A 21036-nucleotide genomic window follows, 5' to 3' on the forward strand; every position below is an offset into this window, starting at 1 on the left:
CCACTATCGGCACATTCTCAGCCCACAGCAGCGCCACGGCCAGCAAATCCGTGGCTCCAGAGCGGGCACGAAGGCGGGAACCGACGCCAATGTCTGGAGTTTTCCGATCAGCGAACCCGCAAAGGAGTCCCAGCCATGACCATAGCCAAGAAGAAATGGTCGGCCGAGGTGACCGAGCACAGCGACGCGATGGATCTTGAGGATCACGTCTTCGAATCCGACGACGCCAAAAAGATCGCCGCCTCGCTCAAGCGGTCGGCCGAGCACAGCCACCGCCGCAAGGCCGAACCCTTCCAGTCAGCGATGTCGATGCTGAATTTCTACATCAACCGCGCCGGCAAGAACCTGCCCGCCGCGCGCAGACAGGTGCTCGAGCACGCCAAGGACGAACTGCGCGTGGCCTTCGGCCGCGAGAAGGAAGAGTAGCTCCGGCCTAGGGTTTGTTGAGATTCAGGACGAGCCGAGAATGGTGGTTCTCGAGAACCGGTGCGGGGCGTAAACTGCCGTTCGCGGGCCGGCATCACCTGGACATCAATTCACCCTAGCGCGACTTGATCACGTGGTCGGTGTTGGCCAGCAGCTTGCGAACCGCGGCTCGCGCCGCGTCCGGGCGTTGCAGCCGGATGTTCTTCTCGATCGCCTCATGCAGCTTTTGCGCATGGTTGAGATCATCGACTTCCCGGGTGGTGAAGGTGAACAGGTGATCGAACGCGGATTCGATCAGCACGCCAAGCGGCACCAGAAGATCGTTGCCGGAGGCGCGCAGGATGGCGAGATGAAAGCGCGTGTCGGCGCGGGTGCGCTCCTGCAGGCTGGCAGCCTCGCCCATCTCGCGGCAGGCCTGGCTGATCTCGGCCATCTGCTCGTCGGTCCGCCGCATCGCCGCGAAAGCGGTCGCTTCCGGCTCGATGATGTGGCGGAACTCCTGCACCGTCTTCAGGAACACCTCGCGGTCCGGCGACGTCGCGTACCAGGCGAGCACATCGCGGTCGAGCAGGTTCCAGCGTTCCTTCGGCTCCACCCAACTGCCGATCTTGGGGCGGGATGCAAGCAGGCTCTTGGCCATCAGCATCTTGATCGCCTCACGCACCGCCGAGCGGCTGACGCTGAAGGTCTCCGACCATTTGGCTTCGTTGGGCAGGATGGTGCCGGGCGGATAGTCGCCGCGCACGATCCGCAGACCGATCTCGCTCGCCAGCGACGTGTGCACGCTGGCGCCGGGAATACGCGCCGCGTCGGGCCGGCGAACACCGGTCGAGCGCTCGGCGGCATCCGCCTTAACAGGCGATTTTTCCTTGTTCGGCTTCGCGTCCCGCATACGCTTCAGAAAGGCTGGTTTGCGGAAGCTGTCAAGCACCACGGAACGGTTGGGCCGCAAAGCGCCCCGCTATGCACAGCCCAGCCTCTCTTGTTCGCTCGGTCAGGCCGTTTTGACGTATTTGCGCCAGCTGTGTTCCGGGCGGAAGCCCAGCATGTCGCGCGCCTTGCGGTTCGACAGCAGCGTCTCATATTCACCAAGTTCGGCCTTGACCGGCACGCCCGGATAGAAGCGCTTCAGGAGTTCCGCCGTCGGCAGGTCGGACGAGGTATCGTCATTGGCCGCGTTGAACACCTGGTAGCCGAGACCGTCCTTCTCGATGGCGCGTAGCGTGATCTGCCCAAGATCGCGCGCGTCGACATAGCTCCAGGCAATGCGCTTGCGAAAACCGGGATCGGCGAACCATTTCGGAAACAGCGAATATTCGTGCGGCTCGATGACATTGCCGATGCGCAAGGCATAGATGTCGGTGCCGTTGCGTTGCGCGAAAGCCCGCGCGGTCTTCTCGTTGACGATCTTGGACAGCGCGTAGCTATCCATCGGATCGACATCATACTCCTCGTCGAGCGGGAAATATTTGGGATCGCGCGGCTCGTTGGCGAACACCAGTCCATAGGTTGTCTCGGAGGAAGCGATGATGATCTTGCGGATGCCGAGCTTCACCGCCGCCTCAATGACGTTATAGGTGCCCATCGCATTGATCCGGAACACCTCGTTGTCGGGCGTGATCATGATGCGCGGGATGGCGGCGAAATGCACCACCGCATCCACCGGCTGCGGGCGCAGCGACGGGTCGAATTCGTGCAGGCCCATATAGCTCGACAGCGCGTTGAACACCTGCCCGCTGTCGGTAATGTCGGTGATCAGCGTGCGCACCTTGGGATTGTCGAGCGGCTTGGTGTCGATGTTGAGCACCTGGCAGCCCTGCTCGACAAGATATTGCACGACATGGCGCCCAGCCTTGCCGCTGCCGCCGGTGAACATGATCCGCTTCGTCATTCTGGTCTCCATGACAGGCTCTGGAATCCCCGTCTATTGTCAGACAATATTGCATTCCGCAACCACATAGGTCTAAAACGGCGGCGCAATTATCGATAATCCGGGATAGGACAGACGACATGAATACCTCCGCCGCGCGCGAGACGATCGGCTTCATCGGCCTTGGCCTGATGGGGCACGGCATTGCCAAGAACATCGTCGACAAGGGCTATCCCCTGACATTCCTTGGCCGCAAGAACCGTAAGCCGGCGGAGGACCTTCTTGGCCGAGGCGCCAGGGAAGCATCGACCTCGCGCGATGTCGCGGCGGCGTCTGATATTGTCTTCATCTGCGTCACCGGGTCGCGCGAAGTGGAAGCCATCATCCGCGGCCCCGGTGGCCTCAAGGAAGGCTTGAAGAAAGGTTCGGTCGTCGTCGACTGTTCAACCTCGGACCCGGTCTCGACCGTCGCGCTCGCGGCCGAACTCAACGCGCTTGGCATCGACTATGTCGATGCGCCGCTGAGCCGCACCCCGAAGGAGGCCTGGGAAGGCACGCTCGATGCCATGGTCGGCGCGCCGGATGCCGTCTTTGCCAGGGTGAAACCGGTGATCGAAACCTGGGCCGGCCGCATCGTCCACATCGGCGACACCGGCGATGGCCACCGCATGAAACTGCTCAACAACTTCATCTCGCTGGGCTATGCCGCCATCTATTCCGAAGCATTGGCCCTGGCTGAAAAGGTCGGCATCTCGCCGCCGCGTTTCGACAGCGTCATCCGCAACGGCCGCATGGATTGCGGCTTCTACCAGACCTTCATGCGCTGGACGCTGGAAGGCGACCGCGACGCCCACAAATTCACCATCGCCAACGCCTTCAAGGACCTGACTTACCTGGAGTCCATGGCGGGTGCGGCCGGTATCGCCAACCCGCTCGGCAACGCCACCAAGAATTCCTTCGCCGGCGCCCATGCCACCGGTCCGGCAGAACAGTTCGTGCCCATGCTGGCGACGCATATCGCCAAGATCAACGGCGTCGACCTGATGCCGACGAAGGATGGCAAGAAGCAGACGATTTGAGGCTCAAACGGCCGGACGGTTCACCGCCGCCTGCTTCCAATCCCCTCATCGGTGTCTGCGAGCAGTTTGTGCACGGCATTGCGGGCCGCCGCCGGCCGTTGCAGTCGGATGTTCTTCTCGATCGCTTCATGCAGTTTCTGCGCTCGCCGCTGGTCGCCGACCTGCCGCGTGGTGAAGACGAAGAGATGGTCGAGCGCGGACTCGATCAGCACGCCGAGCGGCACCAGAAGGTCATTGCCCGAGGCCCGCAGGATGGCGAGGTGAAAGCGTGTGTCGGCGCGGATGCGTTCAGGCAGGTTGGCCGCCTCGCCCATCTCGCGGCAGGCAAGGCTGATCTCGGCCATCTGCTCGTCGCTGCGCCGCATGGCGGCAAAGGCCGACGCTTCCGGTTCGATGATATGGCGGAACTCCTGCACGGTGCGCAGGAAGGCCTCGCGGTCGGGCGCGGTCGCGTACCAAGCGAGCACGTCACGGTCGAGCAGGTTCCAGCGCTCCTTCGGCTCGACCCAGCTGCCGATCTTGGGGCGTGATGCCAAAAGGCTCTTGGCCATCAGCATCTTGATCGCCTCGCGCACCGCCGAACGGCTGACATTGAAGGTTTCGGCCCATTTGGCCTCGTTGGGCAGGATGCTGCCGGGCGGATAATCGCCGCGCACGATCCGCAGACCGATCTCGCTGGCGAGCGAGGCATGAACACTGGATCCGGGAAAGTGCGCCGCGTCGGCCCTGCGCATGACCGCCGGATCGCGGCTGGCTTGCGCCTTGGCCCGGCTGGCTTTTCTTTCTGCCTTCTCGTGCGGCATCCACGTTCCAATAGGTCGGCTGCCCGTCGCCCGGATGGATCCGAACCTGCGTGGCGCGCGCCGATCCCGTTGCCGAAAATCCAAACCATGGACGCGACAAGGCCGGAGCCTGTTGCCCCTCGCCACGGCGTCTCGCTCAGGAATTGACGGGGCGCCCGTTTGCCGAGCGCCCCGGATCGAAGACCTACTTCTGGATACAGGTGTCGACCGTATCCTTGGTGCATTCGTCAAGGCCGGTGAAGACCGGATCGTCGACCTTCTTGCCCGTGATCAGGTCGATCATCACCGACGGCGCCTTGTAGCCCATTTCAAAGGGCCGCTGGCCGACCAGCGCGGTGACAAGGCCATCCCTGGCGATCGCCACCTCGTCGCCGATCGTGTCGGCGGCGCCGATGACGAAGTCGTTCTTGGCCAGCCGGTCCTTCAACGGTCCAACCAGGTCGCGATAAGGCTGCGGCGCGCCGAACAGCGGCCAGCCACCCATGATGCCGAAAGCATCGAGCTTGGGGTTGGCGGCAAGGATATCGGTCATTGCCTGGACGCCCTTGGCACCGTCGTCATTGGTGAACACCGGGCAGCCGGCGACTTCGGTCCAGCCGCCTTCGCCTGCGAGTGCCGCAAGCCCCTCCTTGCCCGTCAGGGCGTCGCGCATGCCTTGCGCGCGGCGCAGGATGTTATCGGCTGCCGGGTTGCCCTCGATGGTGCAGATCGTGCCGCCATTCGGCTTGGCCTTCTTGATGTATTCGCCGATCTTCTTGCCCATCAGGTAGTTGTCGGTGCCGAGATAGGTCTTGCGAAGGGCTGCGTCCTCCTTGGCGAGGTCGGCGTCGACGGTCATGATCGGGATCGTCGGATTGGCGGTCTTGAGCGTCTGCGCGATCAGTGGCGCGTTGGACGGCGAGATCGCCACCGCCGCCGTGTCAGGCTTGCTCAGTATATCCTGAAGGATCTGGGCCTCGCCGGCCTCGTCGGAAGTCGACGCTGGACCAGTGTAGAAGCATTCATATTCCGAGCTGGCGTTTTCCTTGTTCCATTTCTCGCAGCCCTGGTGGATGGCCTCGAAGAACGGATTGTCGAGACCTTTCACCACGATGACGAGTTGCTTCTTGGCCAAAGCCGGCCCGGCGCCCAACGCCATGGCGGCGACGGCGGCGAGCAAAACTGTTTTCCTCATATCAGTCCTCCCTTGAAAAACAGACGGACACGGCGTGCCCGCCACACAAATCGGCCCCAACGCGAGATGGCAGGGAATGCCCGTGCCGCCTGGCAAGACCGATAAGCATTTCCAGATGCGACCGGACCGGCAGCGCCGGCACGGTCGATGATCTCGCGCCGACCCCGCCGTCGATCATGGCTCGGGACTGGCAAATCTTCCTCCGACCCTCAGCTAATAACGGCAAGCCGCCAACGTCAATTGCTATTTGTCCTACAAAACGGATTTTTCGGAACCGCTATCCCCTATTCGTCCGACAATTGCCCTATTTCCTATTCATCGGACAATTGACGCCCGCACGGGCATTTGCGTAAATGCCTGACATCGCTGTTTCCGGGAGGAGCTGGGAGAGCGACGCGAAAGCCGCCCCTGTCCCGGGCATGCGGCAAGCACAGGGAGGCAAAGGCTGGTGGCGGTTCTCGAACTCACCAACATCTCGAAGCATTTCGGCGCCATCCAGGCGGTCAACGACGTGTCGCTGTCGATCGAGCCAGGCCAGGTCGTCGGCCTGATGGGCGACAACGGCGCCGGCAAGTCGACGCTGGTCAAGATGATCGCAGGCAATTTCCGGCCGAGCCACGGCGCGATGCGGATGGACGACAAGGAACTGATCCTGCACAAGCCGGTCGAGGCGCGCCAGCACGGCATCGAGATCGTCCACCAGGACCTGGCACTCTGCAACAATCTGACCGCGGCGGCGAACGTCTATCTCGGGCGCGAGTTGCGGCGCGGCCTCGGTCCGTTCCGCATTCTCGACTATGCGGCGATGTACAAGCGCGCTGGCCAGATCTTCGCCGAGCTCAAGTCCGAAACCCGGCCGCGCGACCTGGTCAAGCAGATGTCGGGTGGCCAACGCCAGGCGGTGGCCATCGCCCGCACCATGCTGTCGCAGGCCAAGATCGTGCTGATGGACGAACCGACGGCGGCGATCTCGGTCAGGCAGGTCGCCGAAGTGCTCAACCTGATCCGCAATCTGCGCAACCAGGGTATCGCGGTGGTGCTGATCAGCCACCGCATGCCCGACGTCTTCGACGTCGCCGATCGCGTCATCGTCATGCGGCGCGGCAGGAAGGTCGCCGACAAGACGATCGCGTCGAGTTCGCCCGAGGAAGTCACCGGGCTGATCACCGGCGCCATCGAGCAGGCGGCATGAGGGCGCAAAACCCGTATTTCACCACGCTGGCGCGCATCGCCGCCGGCAGGAAAGGTCGATAATGGCAGTCACCCTTGACCAGACGATCGCGCAGAAGCAGCACAGTTTTCTGTCGCGGATGTTCTCCAGCCAGACGTTCTGGGTGGTGATCGCCGTCATCCTCGCCTGCATTTTCCTGTCGTTTGCCACCGATGCCTTCGCCACCTCGAAGAACCTCTACAACATCACCCGCAACGTCACCTTCGTCGCCATCGTCGCGCTCGGCATGACCTTCGTCATCATCACCGGCGGTATCGACCTGTCGGTCGGGTCGGTGCTGTGCCTGTCGTCGATGGTGCTGGCCGTCACCATGCATGCCGGCTATTCGATCGAAATCGGCATCCTGGCCTCTATCGCCACCGCGCTTGCCATCGGCGCCTTCAACGGTGTCATGATCGCCTATCTCGGTTTCCCGCCTTTCGTGGTGACGCTCGGCATGCTGTCGATTGCCCGCAGCCTGGCCATGGTCGCCTCCAACAACACCGTCGTCTTCCAGTTCGGGCCGGACCACAACAAGCTGCTGGCGTTGGGCGGCGGCGCCTGGCTGTTCGGCATCGCCAATCCGGTGCTCTACATGATCCTGCTGGCGCTGATCACCGGCTTCGTCCTGCGCTGGACCAAGTTCGGCCGCCACATCTTCGCCATCGGTGGCAACGAGCACGCTGCAACGCTGACCGGCGTGCCGGTGCGCCAGATCAAGGTCGCCGTCTACATGATCTCGGCGCTGTCGGCGGGCATTGCCGGCATCATCCAGACCGGATGGCTCGGCGCCGTCACCACCAATCTCGGCACCGGCATGGAGCTGCAGGTCATCGCAGCCACCGTCATCGGCGGCGCCAACTTGGCCGGCGGCGTCGGCACCGCCTTTGGCGCCATCGTCGGCGCCGCCCTCATCGAGGTGATCCGCAACAGCCTTGGCCTGCTTGGCATCAACGCCTTCTGGCAGGGCACCTTCATCGGCGGCGCCATCCTGCTGGCGGTGTTGTTCGACCGCATCCGCAACTTCCGCCGCAGCGATTGAGAGGCCTCTGCCGCCGAAGCGCTATTCGTTCCGGTTCCTATCGCTCAGTCTGAAAATCGGCTGAGGCGACCCGCCATCGGTACCGGCCGCGAGCCGATGCCTTGACGGAAACCGGAAACCGGCCGCACAATCCCAATGCAGGCGAAGGGAGGCCAGTCGCCTGCGGGAGGATATACCCATGACGGAAGCGATCAGGCTCTACTGGGGCCGGTTCGGACATGTTTCTATCCTGAATGTCGCAAGCGACTTCGTCACCCATGCCCATGTCGAGGCACACCTGATCATCTGGCTGGAAGGCACGGCCGGCGAAATGACGATCGGCCGCGAGACGGTTCGGCTGGGACCACACACCGCCGCCGGCATCAATTCTCTGCAACCGCACAGCCACGTCCTGTCGCAGGATGGCAGGCCGGGCCTGTTCCTGGCCTTCTACATCGATCCCGACTGGGCGCGGCGCCGCCGCGACCTGCCCTCCTCCGCGCCATTGTTTGCCCAGGCGGCGATCACGCTGGAGCCCTGGCTGCACCAGGCCGCCGCAAGCCTGCTCGACCATCTGACCGACAATGAAAGCGTCGACGACGTCGCCAATTACGAGATCGAGCGCTTCATCGATAGCGTGCTCGATGCCGCCGACGCCTCGGCGCCACAGGACACGCGCATCCGCATCAGCACGATGCAGGATTTCCGCGTCCGCAAGGCGATCCAGCTGATGAAGGCCAATGTCTGCGAGCGCATCTCGTTCGATGACGTGGCGCGCAGCGTCGGGCTGTCGCGGCCGCATTTCTTTGCCTTGTTCAAGGAACAGACCAACCTGACGCCCAACGTCTACTGGAACACGCTGCGCATGGAAGAAGCGGTGCGCCAGTTGCAGTGGTCGCAGGAGCCGCTGATCTCGGTTGCCTGCAATCTGGGCTTCACCACGCAGGGCAATTTCTCGCGCTTCTTCCGCGACCATGTCGGCGTGCCGCCGACACTCTACCGCGAGGCAGCGCGGGCAACGGCCTGAGCTCAAGCCGCCTGTTTTTTCAGACTCCTTGATACGCGCTCAAGACGCATTGATAAGCGTCACCCGGGCCAGCCCCCTACCCTTGTCACAACGATCATTCGCAAGGGAACATCATATGGCCAAGGTCACCATCTCCAGCGTCATCGACGCGCCGGTCGAGAAAGTCTGGGCGCGCATACGCGACTTCAACGGCCTGCCGGGCTGGCACCCGCGCATGGTCGAAAGCCATATCGAGGATGGCAAGGACGCCACCGCGATCGGCTGCGTGCGCAACTTCCAGCTCGCCAGCGGCGCGCGCATCCGTGAAAAACTGCTCGACTTCTCCGACGACAATTTCCTCGTCAGCTATTCCATCCTCGAAACGCCGCAGCCGCTCACCAACCACAAGGCGACGCTGCAGCTTCGGCGCGTCACCGATGGCGACCGTACCTATGCCGAATGGACCGCCAGCTTCGACGCCGCCCCGGAAGATGCGGACAAGCTGGCCGAGGGCATGGGCGCCAATGTCTTCCAGGGCGGCTTCAACGCCCTGAAGAACCACTTTGCCGGCCAGAGCTGAATCGGGCTGAGAACAGGAGTGTTCAATGGCGCTTGCCCTCCAGACATTTCCGACCGTGAAGGACGCCAATGCCGCGTTGAAGACGGCCGGCACCCGCTATCTCGGTGGCGGCACACTCGTGGTCCGCGCGGCCAATGAAGGCGATGTCTCGGTCTCCGGTCTTGTCAGGTCAACCGACCCGACCCTGTTGGCCATCACGGTCGCCGACGGCAAGATCCGCATCGGCGCCTCGGTGACCATGGCGGCGATCGCGCGCCATCCGGAACTCGGCACGCTCGCCAAGGCCGCGCGCGCCGTCGGCGGCCCGGCGGTGCGCAACATGGCAACCGTCGGCGGCAATCTGTTGGCGCCCGCGCCCTACGGCGATTTCGCCGTTGCCCTGCTGGCGCTCGACGCCACGGTCGGAACCGATGATGGCGAATTGCCGATCGAGACCTTCCTGGCCGGGCGGGACGACAGCCACGCCATTGTCACGTCGGTCGCCTTCACGCTGCCGAAGGCCGACGGCTTCCGCTTCCTGAAAGTATCGCGGATCAAGCCCAAGGGCGTCTCGGTGCTGAGCATCGCCACCGTTCTGGAGCAGGCCGCGGACGGCACCGTCTCTTCGGCACGGATCGCACTTGGCTGCATGGCTGACCGGCCGATACGGGCCAGGGCGGCGGAAAAGGCGCTCAAGGGAAAGTCGCTCGACCAGGGCGGCATCGCGGCAGCACTGGCCGCCTCCACCGAAGGCACCACGCCTATCACCGATCCGATCGCCAGCGCCTGGTATCGCGCCGAAGTGCTGCCGGTCCATCTCGGCCGGCTGCTGCTGAGTTGAAATAACGAGTTGGGGGGCGCGCGTCTGTCCGATCCTTCGGACGGACGCGCAAGGAGGAAACATGGCGAAGGTCCCGGTTCAATTCACGCTCAACGGCTCCGAAAAAGCCGAATTCATCGACAGTGGCACGACGCTGCTCAACGCCTTGCGCGACAAGATCGGCGACACTTCGCCGAAAGGCGGCTGCCACCAGGGCACTTGCGGCGCCTGCTCCGTCATCATCGACGGCGAGCTCCGGCTGTCTTGCCTGACCTTGGCTGAAACTTGCAGCGGAACAGCCATCACCACGACATCGGGCCTCGCCGAGGGCGGCGTCCTGCATCCGCTGCAGCGCGCTTTCCTCGACACGTTCGCCACGCAGTGCGGCTTCTGCACGCCGGGCATGATCATGGCGGCCAAGGTACTGCTCGACCACACGCCCAACCCCACCCGCGACGACGTGGTCGAGGCGCTGTCGGGCAACATCTGCCGCTGCACTGGCTACGAGCCGATCATCCAGGCGGTGCTCACCGCCGCGCGGTCCAACTCTCAGAACGCGGCTTGAGGGAACAAGAGAATGGAACTGCGCAAGAACTACTTCGCCGATGTTCGCAAGGACGATCTGCACGAGATCGGCCAGCCGAGGCCCCGTTCGGATTCGCCCGGCCATGTCACCGGCAAGACAGCTTTTTTCGCCGACCGCAACCTTCCCGGCATGCTGCACCTGAAGATGGTGCGCAGTCCGCACCATCACGCCCGCATCCGCTCGATCGACACGTCGGAGGCGGAGAAACATCCAGGCGTGGTCAAGGTGCTGACCGCCAGGGACGTGCCGCACAATGTCTACACCATCCTGATCCTGATCCAGGTCGGTCCTGAGGACGAGACGGTGCTGGCCGACGGCAAGGTGCGCTGGAAGGGCGAGGCCGTGGTGGCGGTGCTGGCCGAGACGGAGCGCGCCGCGCAGGAAGCCGCGGCGAAGGTCAAGGTCGACTATGAAGTGCTGCCGGCCGTCTTCGACATGGAGGAAGCGCTGAAGCCCGGCGCGCCTTTGGTCAACGAATATCACGGCCAGAACTACTATCTCTATGACAGCGGCGAGTGCCGGAAGGTGCGCTTCGGCGATGTCGAGACCGGCTTCGCCGGCGCTGACCACATCCTGGAACAAAGCTATCAGTCCTCGCCGATCGAGCATGCGCCGACCGAGACCACCGGCTGCGTCGTGGCGCCCGAGGGCAACGACCGCTTCACCTGCTACACCAACACGCAGGCGATGTTCTTCACCCTCGACAACACCTCGATCATCCTGCAGATGCCAGGCTCGAAGCTGCATTTCGTCGGCGGCACGGTCGGCGGCGGCTTTGGCGGCAAGGTCGACGTCATCGTCGAGCCGATCGCCATCCTCGGCGCCAAGCTGACCGGGCGACCGGTCTGTTTCATCTACAGCCGCGAGGAGGAGATGCAGATTTCGTCACCCCGTGCGGCCGAAAAGGTGGTCATCAAGGATGGCGTGATGAAGGACGGCCGCATCGTTGCGCGCAAGGTCACCGGCTACACCGATGCCGGCGCCTATTCGCGTCACTCGCCCTATGGCGCGCAGAAGGGTGCGGGGCACTATCCCGGCCCCTACACAATCCCGAATGTGTGGATCGACACCTACTGCGTCTACACCAACCGCACGCCGTCGTCGGCCATGCGCGGCTTCGGCGTCACCATCGGCGACTTCGCGCTGGAGGTGCAGATGGACAAGCTGGCACGGCTGATCGGCATGGACCCGCTCGAATTCCGCTTCATCAACGCCTATCGCGACGGCGACATGAAGGCGCATCGCCAGCCGACGGAAGGAGCAGCACTCATCGAGTGCATGCAGGAAGCCTCGCGCGCCGCCAACTGGCCGGTGGCGGAGAAATACATGGCGATGTCGTCCTACGTGAAGGGAGCTTGAGATGGCGATCAGGCGCGGACGCGGCGTCGCCGCGATCAACTATCCCACCGGCATGAATCTCGGCGGCGACCCGACCCAGGCGCTGGTCCACTCGACACCGACCGGCAATTTCATGGTGACGCTGTCGTCGGTCGATCTCGGCCAGGGCATGAAGCAGATCATGGCGCAGATCTGCGCCGAAACCATCGGCGTGCCGACCGACCGCGTCGTCGTCGACACCGCCGACACCGATACCGGCCCGCATTGCATGGGTACCTTCGCCTCGCGCGGCACGCATCGCGCCGGCAATGCGGTCATCCAGGCCGCGAAAGAGGCGCGCCAGGTGATGCTGGAAGTGGCGGCGGAAGAACTTGAGGTCAACGCCTCCGATCTGGAGACCGACGGCCAGGGCAACATACTGGTCAAGGGCGCGCCGCAGAAATCGATCTCGATCTTCGATGTCGCGCTGTCGGCGCATTTCAAGCGCGGCCGCTCGATCTCGGGGCGCGGCATGTTCCTGATCCCGCGTTCCTATCCCGAGAAGGAAACCGGCGCGATGAAGCCATCGACCTGCTACGCGCATGCCTGCACCGTGGCCGAGGTCGAAGTCGACGACGAGACCGGCGAGGTCACGGTGCTGACGGTCAAGAACGTCTTCGAGATCGGCCGCGCGCTGAACCCGAAGATGGTCGAGCAGCAGCTGGTCGGCGGCTCCTGGATGGGCATCAGCCACGCGCTCTACGAGACGACCGAGCCCTACTACCCCAACCGCGATCATGGCGGCACCGACTTCAACCAGTATCTGATGCCGGGGCCAGGCGACCTTGCCAAGACCGAGATCATCGTTCTGGAGCGGCCCTCGGCGGATGGTCCCTACGGCGCCAAGGGGCCGGGCGAAATGTGCGCCAATCCGCAGATACCGGCGGTCGCCAATGCCGTCTTCGACGCCGTCGGCGTGCGCATCGACACGCTGCCGATCACACCCGAACGCATCCTGCGCGCGCTCAAGGCGCAAGCGGCGAACTGACATGCCCGAGGTAAACGCCGAGACTGTCGCGACCTCACCGGAGGCGGTGGCGTCGCATCTCGCCGCCTCGCGCTATCTGGCCGACGACAGCCTGGCCACCGCCATATTCCTGGCGATCCGGCTCGGCAAGCCGCTGCTGCTCGAAGGGGCGCCGGGCGTCGGCAAGACCGAGGCCGCGAAGGCTGTCGCCGAGCTGCTCGGCCGCGATCTGGTGCGCCTGCAATGCTATGAAGGCATCGACGCCGCGCATGCGCTCTACGAATGGAACTACCAGCGCCAGTTGCTCGCCATCCGCCATGCCGGCGAACACGAAATCGACATTTACGACGACCGCTTCCTGATCGCCCGTCCGCTCCTTCAGGTGTTGCGGGCACCGGAGCAACGCGTGCTGCTGGTCGATGAGATCGATCGTTCCGACCATGAATTCGAAGCGCTGCTGCTCGAATTCCTCTCCGATTTCCAGATCAGCATCCCCGAGCGCGGCACCATCCGCGCCGCCGCGCAGCCGATTGTCATCCTGACCTCCAACCGCACCCGCGAACTTGCCGAAGCCCTGCGCCGGCGTTGCGTCTATCATTGGATCGGTTATCCCGATGCCGAGCGCGAAGCCGCCATCATCATGCTGCGTGCCGGCGATGTCGCTGAAGGCACCGCGCGCGCCGTTGCTGCAGCCGTGCAGACCATCCGCGCCCGCCCGCTGGCCAAGCCGCCCGGCATCGCCGAGGCCGTCGAATGGGCCAATGCCGCCACCATCCTCGAAAGGGGTGGCAGCCCATGGCCCGAAGCCTTCCGCCGCGCCATCGGCGTGCTGATCAAGGACGAGGAAGACCTGTCCTATATCGCGCCGGAACTCGGCCGGATTGTCGAGGAGGCGCTTGCGTGAGCGCCTTGCCCCGCGCCGCAACGCCCTTCCTCGGCTTCGGTCGGCTGCTGCGCCGCTACGGCTTTGCCATCGCCCCCGAGCAAGTCTCCGGCTTCATGCGGGCGGTGACATTGCTCGGTCCCCGGTCGATGGCCGATATCCGTGAGGCGGCCCTTGCCACGCTGGCACCGCCGCCCGATCGCCGCGACGAATTCGAAGCGCATTTCCAGAGCCATTTCTACGGCAACGCTTCAGCCGTGGTCGAAGGCGACGCGGACGAGGAAACCCGCGTCAAGGATGATGGCGGCGCTGATGACGAGCGGATTGAAGCCGAGCACAGCCAGGAAGGCGGCGAACTGTCCTCGGTCCTGGAGCTATTGAGCAGCCGCGACTTCCAGCGCGACGAGGACAGGCTGACCGCCTTTCAACGCAGGCTCCCGTCGGCCCTGCCCGCCCGCCGCTCCTTCCGCACCGTGCGCACCCCTTCGCGCGGCAAGCTCGATCTGCGCCGCTCGCTGCGCGAAATCGTCAGCGCCGATGGCGACGTGCCCTCACCGCTGTTGCGTCGCCGCCAGACCGTGCCCCGCAAGCTACTGCTGCTGATAGACGTCTCCGGCTCGATGAAGCTGCATACGGCGGACTATCTCAAGCTGGCGCATGCCGCAGTGCAAGGCGCCGACCGCGCCGAGATCTTCACCTTCGGCACAAGGCTGACCCGCATCACCACGGCACTGCGCATCCGCGACCGCGATCAGGCGCTGGCGCGCGCGGCGGCCCAGGTCGACGACTGGGACGGCGGCACCCGCATGGGGCCGACGCTGCTCGCTTTCCTCTCGGTGCCGCGTTTTTCCGCCTTTGCACGCGGCGCAGCCGTGATCATTTTGTCCGATGCGTTGGAGCGCGGCGACCATGCCGAGTTGGAGACGGCCATACGCAGGCTGAGCGCCCGCGCCTTCCGGCTGTCGCTGGCCACACCCTTGGCCGGCGACCCGCGCTTCCGGCCAGCTACTGCGGCGCTACGCGCCATCCTGCCTGATCTCGACGACCTCATCGACGGCTCGTCGTTGACCAGCCTCACCGATTTCATCCTGTCGCTCGCCCGTCCCGCCCCCACGGCATCGACAATCTGGAAGAGGGTTTCCTGATGCAAAAAGCCATCGACGCGCATTTCCACATCTGGCGCCAGAAGGACCAGCCCTGGCTGGTCGGGCCGATGGTGCCGCGCATCTTCGGCCCCTATGAGCCGATCCGCCGCGATTATCCGATCGCCGAATTCCTCGACGACCAGAAGGGATCAGGCGTCGAAAAGGCCGTCTATGTCCAGACCAACTGGGCGAAGGAGGATTTCGAGAAAGAGGTCGCCTTCCTGCAGAAGACAGCCGATGAAACCGGCTGGCCGCACGCCATCGTCGGCTATGCCGACATGACGGTGGATGATGTCAGGCCCCAGATCGACCGGCTGATGAAATACAAACTGCTGCGCGGCGTGCGCATGCAGCTGCACTGGCACGAAACGCCGGCCTTCCGCTTCGCCGCTTCGGCCGACCAGGTCATCGACCCAAAAGTGCGCGCCAACGTCGCGAGGCTGAAGGACTATGGCCTGTCTTTCGACCTGCAGCTCTTCCCCGCCCAGATGAAGGACGGGCTGACGCTGGTCGGGGAGAATCCCGAGACCAGCTTCATCCTCACCCATGCCGGCATGCTGACCGGCACGGATCAAGAGACCACCGAGGCCTGGAAGGCGGGGCTGCGCACGCTCTCAGCGGCACCCAATCTCTATGCCAAGCTCTCCGGTCTCGGCACCTTCGTCCACCGCAACGACCCGGCGCTCATCGCCTATATCGTCGACAACGCGATCGATATCCTGGGTTCCGATCATCTGATGTTCGGTTCGAACTTCCCGATCGAGAAGCTCTGGACCAGCCACGCCGAGCTGATCAAGGCGCACCGTGACGCGGTAGCGAAGCACGGCGCGGCCGCCGAGGCCGATATCTTCTGGAACACGGCGGAGCGGGTTTACCGGCCGGCCTGATCGCCAGGACGACCGCCGCAAGCGCGGCGGTTGCCCTGGAAAAATTCTTATTGCGTCGGCAGCATGCCTTCGACGTCGCTGGCCGCGTCAGTGAGCGCTTCCTTGGGCGAGGCCGACTGGTCGACGATGCGCGACAGATTGTCGACGATCGTCTGCGTCACCTTCACACCGTTGGTGCCCGGGAAGGCATACCACGGAACCATCAGCGGCATCTGCCTGAGCCCGGCCTGGAAGAGCGGGTTCTTCTTGTAGAAATCGCCGAGATAGTCCGACGATTTCGCCGCCAGCTCATTGTTGGGGACATAGCCGGTGCCCGGCACGACGACGGAAGCGCCATAAGGGCCAGCGGCGAATTTCGCGAACTTCCAGGCGGCTTCCTGCTTGGCCGCATCCTTGGTCAGGATGACCACGGCATTGCCGCCGGTCGGCAGATGGCCGTTGACCGGATCGATCAGCGGGATCTTGGCGGTGCGCAGCGTGAACTTGTCGCCGACATTCTTGATCGTATTGACCAGCGCACCGGTGGTCTGGAATTCGAAGCCGACCTTGCCGGCCGCGAAAGCCTGCTCGCCCGCCGGCTTGGTGAAGACCGGCATGCCGCCCTCCTTCACCATCCGCGCCAGAATCTCCACCGCCTTCTCGCCTTCCGGCCCGTTGAAGGCGACCTTGCTTTCGTCCTCGTTCAGCATCTTGCCGCCAGCGCCGAACAGCAGCGCCGAGAACATCCAGTCATCGCCCTGCCAGCGGAAGTCGATGCCGTCGACGCCGTTGCCAAGCGCCTTGATCTTGCCGCCTAGCGCGATGACCTCGTCCCAGGTCTTGGGCGGATTGTCGGGATCGCCTCCGGCGGCCTTCACCAGATCGGCATTGTAATACATGATCGGATTGGACGTGGCGAAGGCGAGGCCAACCTGCTTGCCGTTGACCTGCGCCAGCTTCAGGATCGTGTCGGAGAAACCGAGCTCCGCCATGTTGCCTTCCTTCTTGACCAGCGGCCCGAGATCGACGGCAACGTCACGCTCGTTGAGCATGCGCAGGCGGTTGAGGCCGATGAAGGTGATGTCGGGCATCTCGTCGGTGCCGGCCTGGCGGAGAATGGTCTGGATGCCTTCCTCATAGGTTGCCGACGGGCTGGCGAACTGGATCTTGATATCGGGATTTTCCTCCATGAACTTCTTCGAGATCGTGTCCATCACGTTCTTGAAGAAGCCGGGCATCGGGTAGTGAACCGTCAGCGTCGTCTCGGCATAGGCCGGGAGGGCCGCCGCCAGCGACACCACTGCTGCGGCAAAAATCCTGGAGAAATGCTTCATCGCTCGTGCTCCTTGTTGGCCCAGTCAGTTATTGGCAAGTTCAGCCTTTGAGACCGGTCATGGTGATGCCCTCGACGAAACGCTTCTGCGCGAGCAGGAAGGCGGCGACGAGAGGCAGGGTGATGATCAGCGTGGCGGCCATCAGCGCGCCGTAGTCGTCGCCAGCCTCGGCGGCGCGGAAATACATCAGGCCGAGCGGCGGCGTGGCATAAGCCTGCTTGCTGACGACGATCAGCGGCCAGTAGAGGTCGTTCCAGTGCGCGACGACGGAAAAGATCGCGAAGGCGGTGACCGCCGGCCACGCATTGGGCACGATGACGCGCGCCACGATGCCGAGTTCGGACATGCCGTCGAGCCTTGCCGCGTGCAGCAGGTCGTCGGGCATGGCGCGGAAGAACTGCAGGAACATGAAGATCGCGAACACCGATATGGTGAAGGGCGCGACCAGCGAGGTGTAGCTGTTCAAGAGCGACATCCTGTCGAAAGCGACATAGAGCGGCAGCGCCGTCGCATGGATCGGCACCAGCAGGCCAAGCATGACCAGCACCATCATCAGCCGCGCGGCGCGGAACTTCAGCTTGGCCATCGCGTAGGCGCAAGGGATCGCGACCGCGACCTGGAAGAAGAAGATCAGGCCGCAGACGACGACGCCGTTCCACAGCAGCGTTGCCATCGGCACCTTGGCAAACGCCTTGGCGAAATTCTCGGCGAAGTAGAAATGCCGCGGGATGAGCGTCAGCGACGAGGTGAAGATGTCGCTCTGCGTCTTGCCCGCCGTCGAGATCATGAAGATGTAGGGCGCAAGGATCATCAGCGTGCCGAGCGAAAGCAGCGCGAAGCGGATGATGCGGCCGGCCGGAATGCTCGTCATGTGTAATGCACCCGCCGGTCGAGCACGCGGTATTGCAGGAGCATCAGCACGACCAGGATCGCCAGGAACACGACCGTCATCGCCGAGGCATAGCCGACGCGCAGATAGACGAAGCCCTCCTGATAGATGGTGAAAAGCAGCACTTCGGAGGCCTTGTTGGGGCCGCCATCGGTCAGCATCTTCACCGTTTCGAAAACCTTCACCGCATTGGTGATGCTGATGGTGACGACGAACAGCGTCGTCGGCCCAAGCATCGGCCAGGTGACCAGGAAAAACCGGTCGAGCGCAGATTTCGCGCCGTCGACGTGAGCAGCGGCATAGAGCTCGCGCGGGATCGCCGTCAGCCCCGCCAGGAACAGCACCATGTTGAAGCCGACCGACTGCCAGATGCCGATAATCGACAGGCTGTAGAGCACGGTGTTCGACGCGCCGAGCCAGTTCGGGCCGGGAATGCCGGCCAATGAAAGCAGCGCGTTGAGCGGCCCGATCGTCGGGTGGAAGATGTATTGCCAGACGGTCGCCATGGCGACGATCAGCGAGGCGACGGGCAGGAAATAGACGGTGCGGAAAAAGCCGCGCGCCCGCCCCTCGCCTTCGATCAGCAAGGCAACCCCCAGGCCAAGCACGATCGAGACCGGCGCGACGATCGCCGTGTAGATCGATGTGTTCCACAGCGACCGGCGGAAGGTGCGGTCGTTCAGGAGATGCGCGTAATTCTCGAAGCCGACGAAGCGGAACTTGCCGTAGCCGAGTTCGAAATCGGTGAAGCCGAGAAAGATCACGGCAGCCACGGGCAAGAGCACGAACAGCAGCAACAGCACGATGGCCGGCGCCGCCAGCAGCCAGGCGGTCCGGTCCTCGCTGCGCGCGCGCAGCGCCGCCGCGCTCGAGACGTTGCCCGCCAGCGCGACACTAGACATAGGCCGGCTCCTGCCGCGCGCCCGCCGCGATGCGCAGACGCTTTCCCTCCGGCCCGAAGACCATCGCCTGTTCGGGTGACAGAAGGATGCCCACCGGCATTCCGGCAATCAGGTCCCTCGTCTCGTGCGGCGCCAGCTTGGCGATGATGATGTCGCCGGAGGCGTCGAGGCGGCAATGGGCCATGACTTCCGAGCCGAGAAATTCGAGACGCTCGATCCGTCCGGCAAGGCCGCTCCGGCCGCTGGGGGAAAGTCTTACGAATTCGGGCCGGATGCCGAGGCTGACCGGACCGGTCGCAACCTTCTCCAACAGGGCCAGCCGGATGCCCTCGAAGCCGACACGGCCGCTTTCGGCCTGTGCCTGGATGATGTTGATCCTCGGTTGGCCGACGAAACGCGCGACCTCGATATGGGCGGGATCGTTGTAGATCACTTCGGGCGATGCGAGTTGCAGCAGATTGCCGCCGATCATCACCGCCACCCGGTCGGCCATCGAAAGCGCCTCGGCCTGGTCGTGCGTCACATAGAGCGTCGGCACGCCGGCGCGGCGGTGCAGTTCGACGATCTCGCCGCGGGCATGGACGCGCAGATTGGCGTCGAGATTGGAGAGCGGCTCGTCCATCAGGAAGATGCTGGGATGACGCACCATCGCGCGCGCCAAGGCGACGCGCTGCCGCTGGCCGCCCGACATCTGCCCCGGCTTGCGGTCGAGCAGATGGTCGATCTTGAGCAGACCCGCCATCTCGCGGACATCGCGCGCAATGCCCGTGCGGATCTCTTTCTGGCCGGGCAGCAGCGAGCCGACGAGCGGCAGGCGCTGCGGCCGGCTCAGCCGCTTCATGGCAAGCGGCACGGCGATGTTCTGGCCGGCCGTCAGATGCGGATAGAGGGCGTAGGACTGGAACACCATGGCGATGTTGCGGTCGGCCGCGGCAACCGGCGACATGTCCCTGTCGCCGACGAAGATCTCGCCGCTGTCGGCATGGTCGAGCCCCGCCAGGATGCGCAGCAAGGTGCTCTTGCCGCATCCGGAGGGACCGACAAGCGCGATGAACTCGCCGGGCTCCACATCAAGGCTGATGCCGTTCAGAATGGCATTGCCGCCAAACGACTTTTTTACGCCGCGAAGCGAAAGCGCGCTCATGACGCGACCTTCTTGCGGACCTTGTGCGCCTCATGCGGATAGACCTCCTCGACGACGTCATCCAGGACATGGACCGTCATGCCGGGGATGGCGACGATCTGGCTGGCGACCGTGTCGCCGAATTGATGGACAACGGCGCCAAGCAAGCGCTCGCCCGGCATATCGCGCTCCATGTCGCCGACCACGAAGGCCGCCGACGGACCCCATACAAGCGACGTGTTTTCATATTCGCCCTGCCATGCCCGGTGCAGGTGACCACTGGCGAACAGCGCAACATCGTGGGCGCCGATCAGGTCATAAAGACGCTGCCGCTGCGCCGGCCTGACGCTCCAGTAACCCGTGTCGCCCTCGCCGGGCTCGTCGATGAAGAGCGGCTTGTGGGCAAAGAGGGCGACGCGCCGGCCGCCGCGGCTTTCCAGCGCGCTCCGCAGCCAGTCGAACTGCGCCTCTTCCTCGGCATCGTCAAACCCCATCAGCAGGCTGTCGAGCCCGATGAGACGCCAGGTGCCGGTGTCCTCCACCCAGTAATCAGGGCCGACCAGCCGGCGCCAGCGCTCAAGGCGTCCGGCATTGACCGGCTGCAGCGAGCCGGGGAGATGGCCGACATCGTGATTGCCGGGCACCAGCAGCATCGGCGTGGCGATTTCCCGCATCAGATCCACGCAGAAGCCGATGTCGTCGTCCTTGTCGGCACCGTCGACGCTGAGGTCGCCCGTGTGGATGACAAGGTCGGCGCCGCTCTGCTCGATCCAGGCGGCCAGCGGCTGCCAATTGCCGTTGAAATGCGGCTTGGTCGGGCTGAAATGGGTGTCTGTGATCTGAACGATTTTCATGTCGGCTCCACCATGCGAGCCGAGGCCCCCGGCGAGCGGCATCGCATGGGGCTTCCTTAGTGCCGTTCCATGTCACTTCCTTAACAGACGCTGGGGTAAACCGCGCAATTGCGGGCAGCGGCTGGCGAAGCTAGCCGGCGGC

General features: G+C 64.1%; 22 protein-coding genes. 13 read left to right on the top strand and 9 right to left on the bottom strand.

What is annotated here, in order from left to right; genetic code table 11:
- Positions 1–135 precede the first annotated feature (135 nt).
- Positions 136–426: a DUF3175 domain-containing protein gene (locus AC1VON_RS26020; RefSeq protein WP_483125332.1), complete on the top strand. Its 291-nt coding sequence runs from the start codon at positions 136–138 to the stop codon at positions 424–426.
- A 115-nt stretch (positions 427–541) separates the two neighbouring features.
- Here the strand turns inward: AC1VON_RS26020 and AC1VON_RS26025 are convergent, their stop codons facing one another.
- Both AC1VON_RS26025 and AC1VON_RS26030 read right to left on the bottom strand, forming a co-directional pair.
- Positions 542–1318: a FadR/GntR family transcriptional regulator gene (locus AC1VON_RS26025; protein WP_172349729.1), complete on the bottom strand. Its 777-nt coding sequence runs from the start codon at positions 1316–1318 to the stop codon at positions 542–544.
- A 102-nt stretch (positions 1319–1420) separates the two neighbouring features.
- Positions 1421–2317, bottom strand: coding sequence for an NAD-dependent epimerase/dehydratase family protein (locus tag AC1VON_RS26030; RefSeq protein ID WP_172349728.1), 897 nt, complete (start codon positions 2315–2317; stop codon positions 1421–1423).
- 98 nt (positions 2318–2415) lie between these two features.
- Between AC1VON_RS26030 and AC1VON_RS26035 the strand changes: the two genes are divergently transcribed.
- On the top strand, positions 2416–3375 hold the full coding sequence (locus AC1VON_RS26035) for an NAD(P)-dependent oxidoreductase (protein WP_281411451.1): 960 nt from the start codon (positions 2416–2418) through the stop codon (positions 3373–3375).
- A gap of 20 nt (positions 3376–3395) precedes the next feature.
- Here the strand turns inward: AC1VON_RS26035 and AC1VON_RS26040 are convergent, their stop codons facing one another.
- Together AC1VON_RS26040 and AC1VON_RS26045 are read right to left on the bottom strand one after the other, a co-directional pair.
- The gene (locus tag AC1VON_RS26040; RefSeq protein WP_140775707.1) at positions 3396–4178 is read right to left on the bottom strand and encodes a FadR/GntR family transcriptional regulator; all 783 of its coding nucleotides are present in this window, start codon (positions 4176–4178) and stop codon (positions 3396–3398) included.
- 184 nt (positions 4179–4362) lie between these two features.
- Positions 4363–5352: a sugar-binding protein gene (locus AC1VON_RS26045; protein WP_140775706.1), complete on the bottom strand. Its 990-nt coding sequence runs from the start codon at positions 5350–5352 to the stop codon at positions 4363–4365.
- A gap of 448 nt (positions 5353–5800) precedes the next feature.
- Here AC1VON_RS26045 and AC1VON_RS26050 point away from each other — a divergent pair, with 448 nt between their 5' ends.
- The 11 genes from AC1VON_RS26050 (at position 5801) to AC1VON_RS26100 (ending at position 15813) form a co-directional block, all read left to right on the top strand.
- On the top strand, positions 5801–6544 hold the full coding sequence (locus AC1VON_RS26050; protein WP_483125333.1) for an ATP-binding cassette domain-containing protein: 744 nt from the start codon (positions 5801–5803) through the stop codon (positions 6542–6544).
- A 61-nt stretch (positions 6545–6605) separates the two neighbouring features.
- Complete coding sequence (locus AC1VON_RS26055) at positions 6606–7604, top strand: ABC transporter permease (protein WP_172349726.1); 999 nt, start codon at positions 6606–6608, stop codon at positions 7602–7604.
- Between the two features lie 178 nt (positions 7605–7782).
- Entirely contained in the window at positions 7783–8610 is an 828-nt protein-coding gene (locus tag AC1VON_RS26060) for an AraC family transcriptional regulator (RefSeq protein WP_056571805.1), read from the top strand.
- Between the two features lie 115 nt (positions 8611–8725).
- The gene (locus AC1VON_RS26065) at positions 8726–9169 is read left to right on the top strand and encodes an SRPBCC family protein (RefSeq protein ID WP_483125334.1); all 444 of its coding nucleotides are present in this window, start codon (positions 8726–8728) and stop codon (positions 9167–9169) included.
- Positions 9170–9194: 25 nt separating this feature from the next.
- Positions 9195–9989 carry an FAD binding domain-containing protein gene (locus AC1VON_RS26070; protein WP_483125335.1) on the top strand — a complete coding sequence of 265 codons (795 nt, stop codon included), beginning with the start codon at positions 9195–9197 and terminating at the stop codon, positions 9987–9989.
- Positions 9990–10050: 61 nt separating this feature from the next.
- Positions 10051–10533: a (2Fe-2S)-binding protein gene (locus AC1VON_RS26075; RefSeq protein ID WP_483125336.1), complete on the top strand. Its 483-nt coding sequence runs from the start codon at positions 10051–10053 to the stop codon at positions 10531–10533.
- A gap of 12 nt (positions 10534–10545) precedes the next feature.
- Positions 10546–11913 carry a xanthine dehydrogenase family protein molybdopterin-binding subunit gene (locus AC1VON_RS26080; protein WP_483125337.1) on the top strand — a complete coding sequence of 456 codons (1368 nt, stop codon included), beginning with the start codon at positions 10546–10548 and terminating at the stop codon, positions 11911–11913.
- 1 nt (position 11914) lies between these two features.
- Positions 11915–12919: a xanthine dehydrogenase family protein molybdopterin-binding subunit gene (locus AC1VON_RS26085; protein WP_172349720.1), complete on the top strand. Its 1005-nt coding sequence runs from the start codon at positions 11915–11917 to the stop codon at positions 12917–12919.
- Between the two features lies 1 nt (position 12920).
- Positions 12921–13802: an AAA family ATPase gene (locus AC1VON_RS26090; protein ID WP_172349719.1), complete on the top strand. Its 882-nt coding sequence runs from the start codon at positions 12921–12923 to the stop codon at positions 13800–13802.
- A gap of 5 nt (positions 13803–13807) precedes the next feature.
- On the top strand, positions 13808–14926 hold the full coding sequence (locus tag AC1VON_RS26095; protein ID WP_483126382.1) for a vWA domain-containing protein: 1119 nt from the start codon (positions 13808–13810) through the stop codon (positions 14924–14926).
- Positions 14926–15813 (top strand): amidohydrolase family protein, encoded by an 888-nt coding sequence (locus tag AC1VON_RS26100; RefSeq protein ID WP_483125338.1) that lies wholly within the window; start codon positions 14926–14928, stop codon positions 15811–15813. The genes AC1VON_RS26095 and AC1VON_RS26100 overlap by 1 nt, the downstream gene beginning before the upstream one ends.
- A 47-nt stretch (positions 15814–15860) precedes the next feature.
- On the opposite strand, the gene AC1VON_RS26105 is transcribed toward AC1VON_RS26100, so the two are convergent.
- The 5 genes from AC1VON_RS26105 to AC1VON_RS26125 are packed head-to-tail and all read right to left on the bottom strand — an operon-like array spanning position 15861 to position 20894.
- The gene (locus AC1VON_RS26105) at positions 15861–17126 is read right to left on the bottom strand and encodes an ABC transporter substrate-binding protein (protein ID WP_483125339.1); all 1266 of its coding nucleotides are present in this window, start codon (positions 17124–17126) and stop codon (positions 15861–15863) included.
- A 40-nt stretch (positions 17127–17166) separates the two neighbouring features.
- Positions 17167–17997, bottom strand: a complete 831-nt coding sequence (locus AC1VON_RS26110; protein ID WP_483125340.1) for a carbohydrate ABC transporter permease — start codon at positions 17995–17997, stop codon at positions 17167–17169.
- Complete coding sequence (locus AC1VON_RS26115) at positions 17994–18917, bottom strand: carbohydrate ABC transporter permease (RefSeq protein WP_483125341.1); 924 nt, start codon at positions 18915–18917, stop codon at positions 17994–17996. Before AC1VON_RS26115 ends, AC1VON_RS26110 begins: the two co-directional genes overlap by 4 nt.
- Positions 18910–20061, bottom strand: a complete 1152-nt coding sequence (locus AC1VON_RS26120; RefSeq protein WP_483125342.1) for an ABC transporter ATP-binding protein — start codon at positions 20059–20061, stop codon at positions 18910–18912. Before AC1VON_RS26120 ends, AC1VON_RS26115 begins: the two co-directional genes overlap by 8 nt.
- Positions 20058–20894, bottom strand: coding sequence for a metallophosphoesterase family protein (locus AC1VON_RS26125; RefSeq protein WP_172349713.1), 837 nt, complete (start codon positions 20892–20894; stop codon positions 20058–20060). The genes AC1VON_RS26120 and AC1VON_RS26125 overlap by 4 nt, the downstream gene beginning before the upstream one ends.
- Positions 20895–21036: the final 142 nt, after the last annotated feature.

The sequence above is a fragment of the Mesorhizobium sp. HAY1-8B genome (assembly GCF_056868045.1).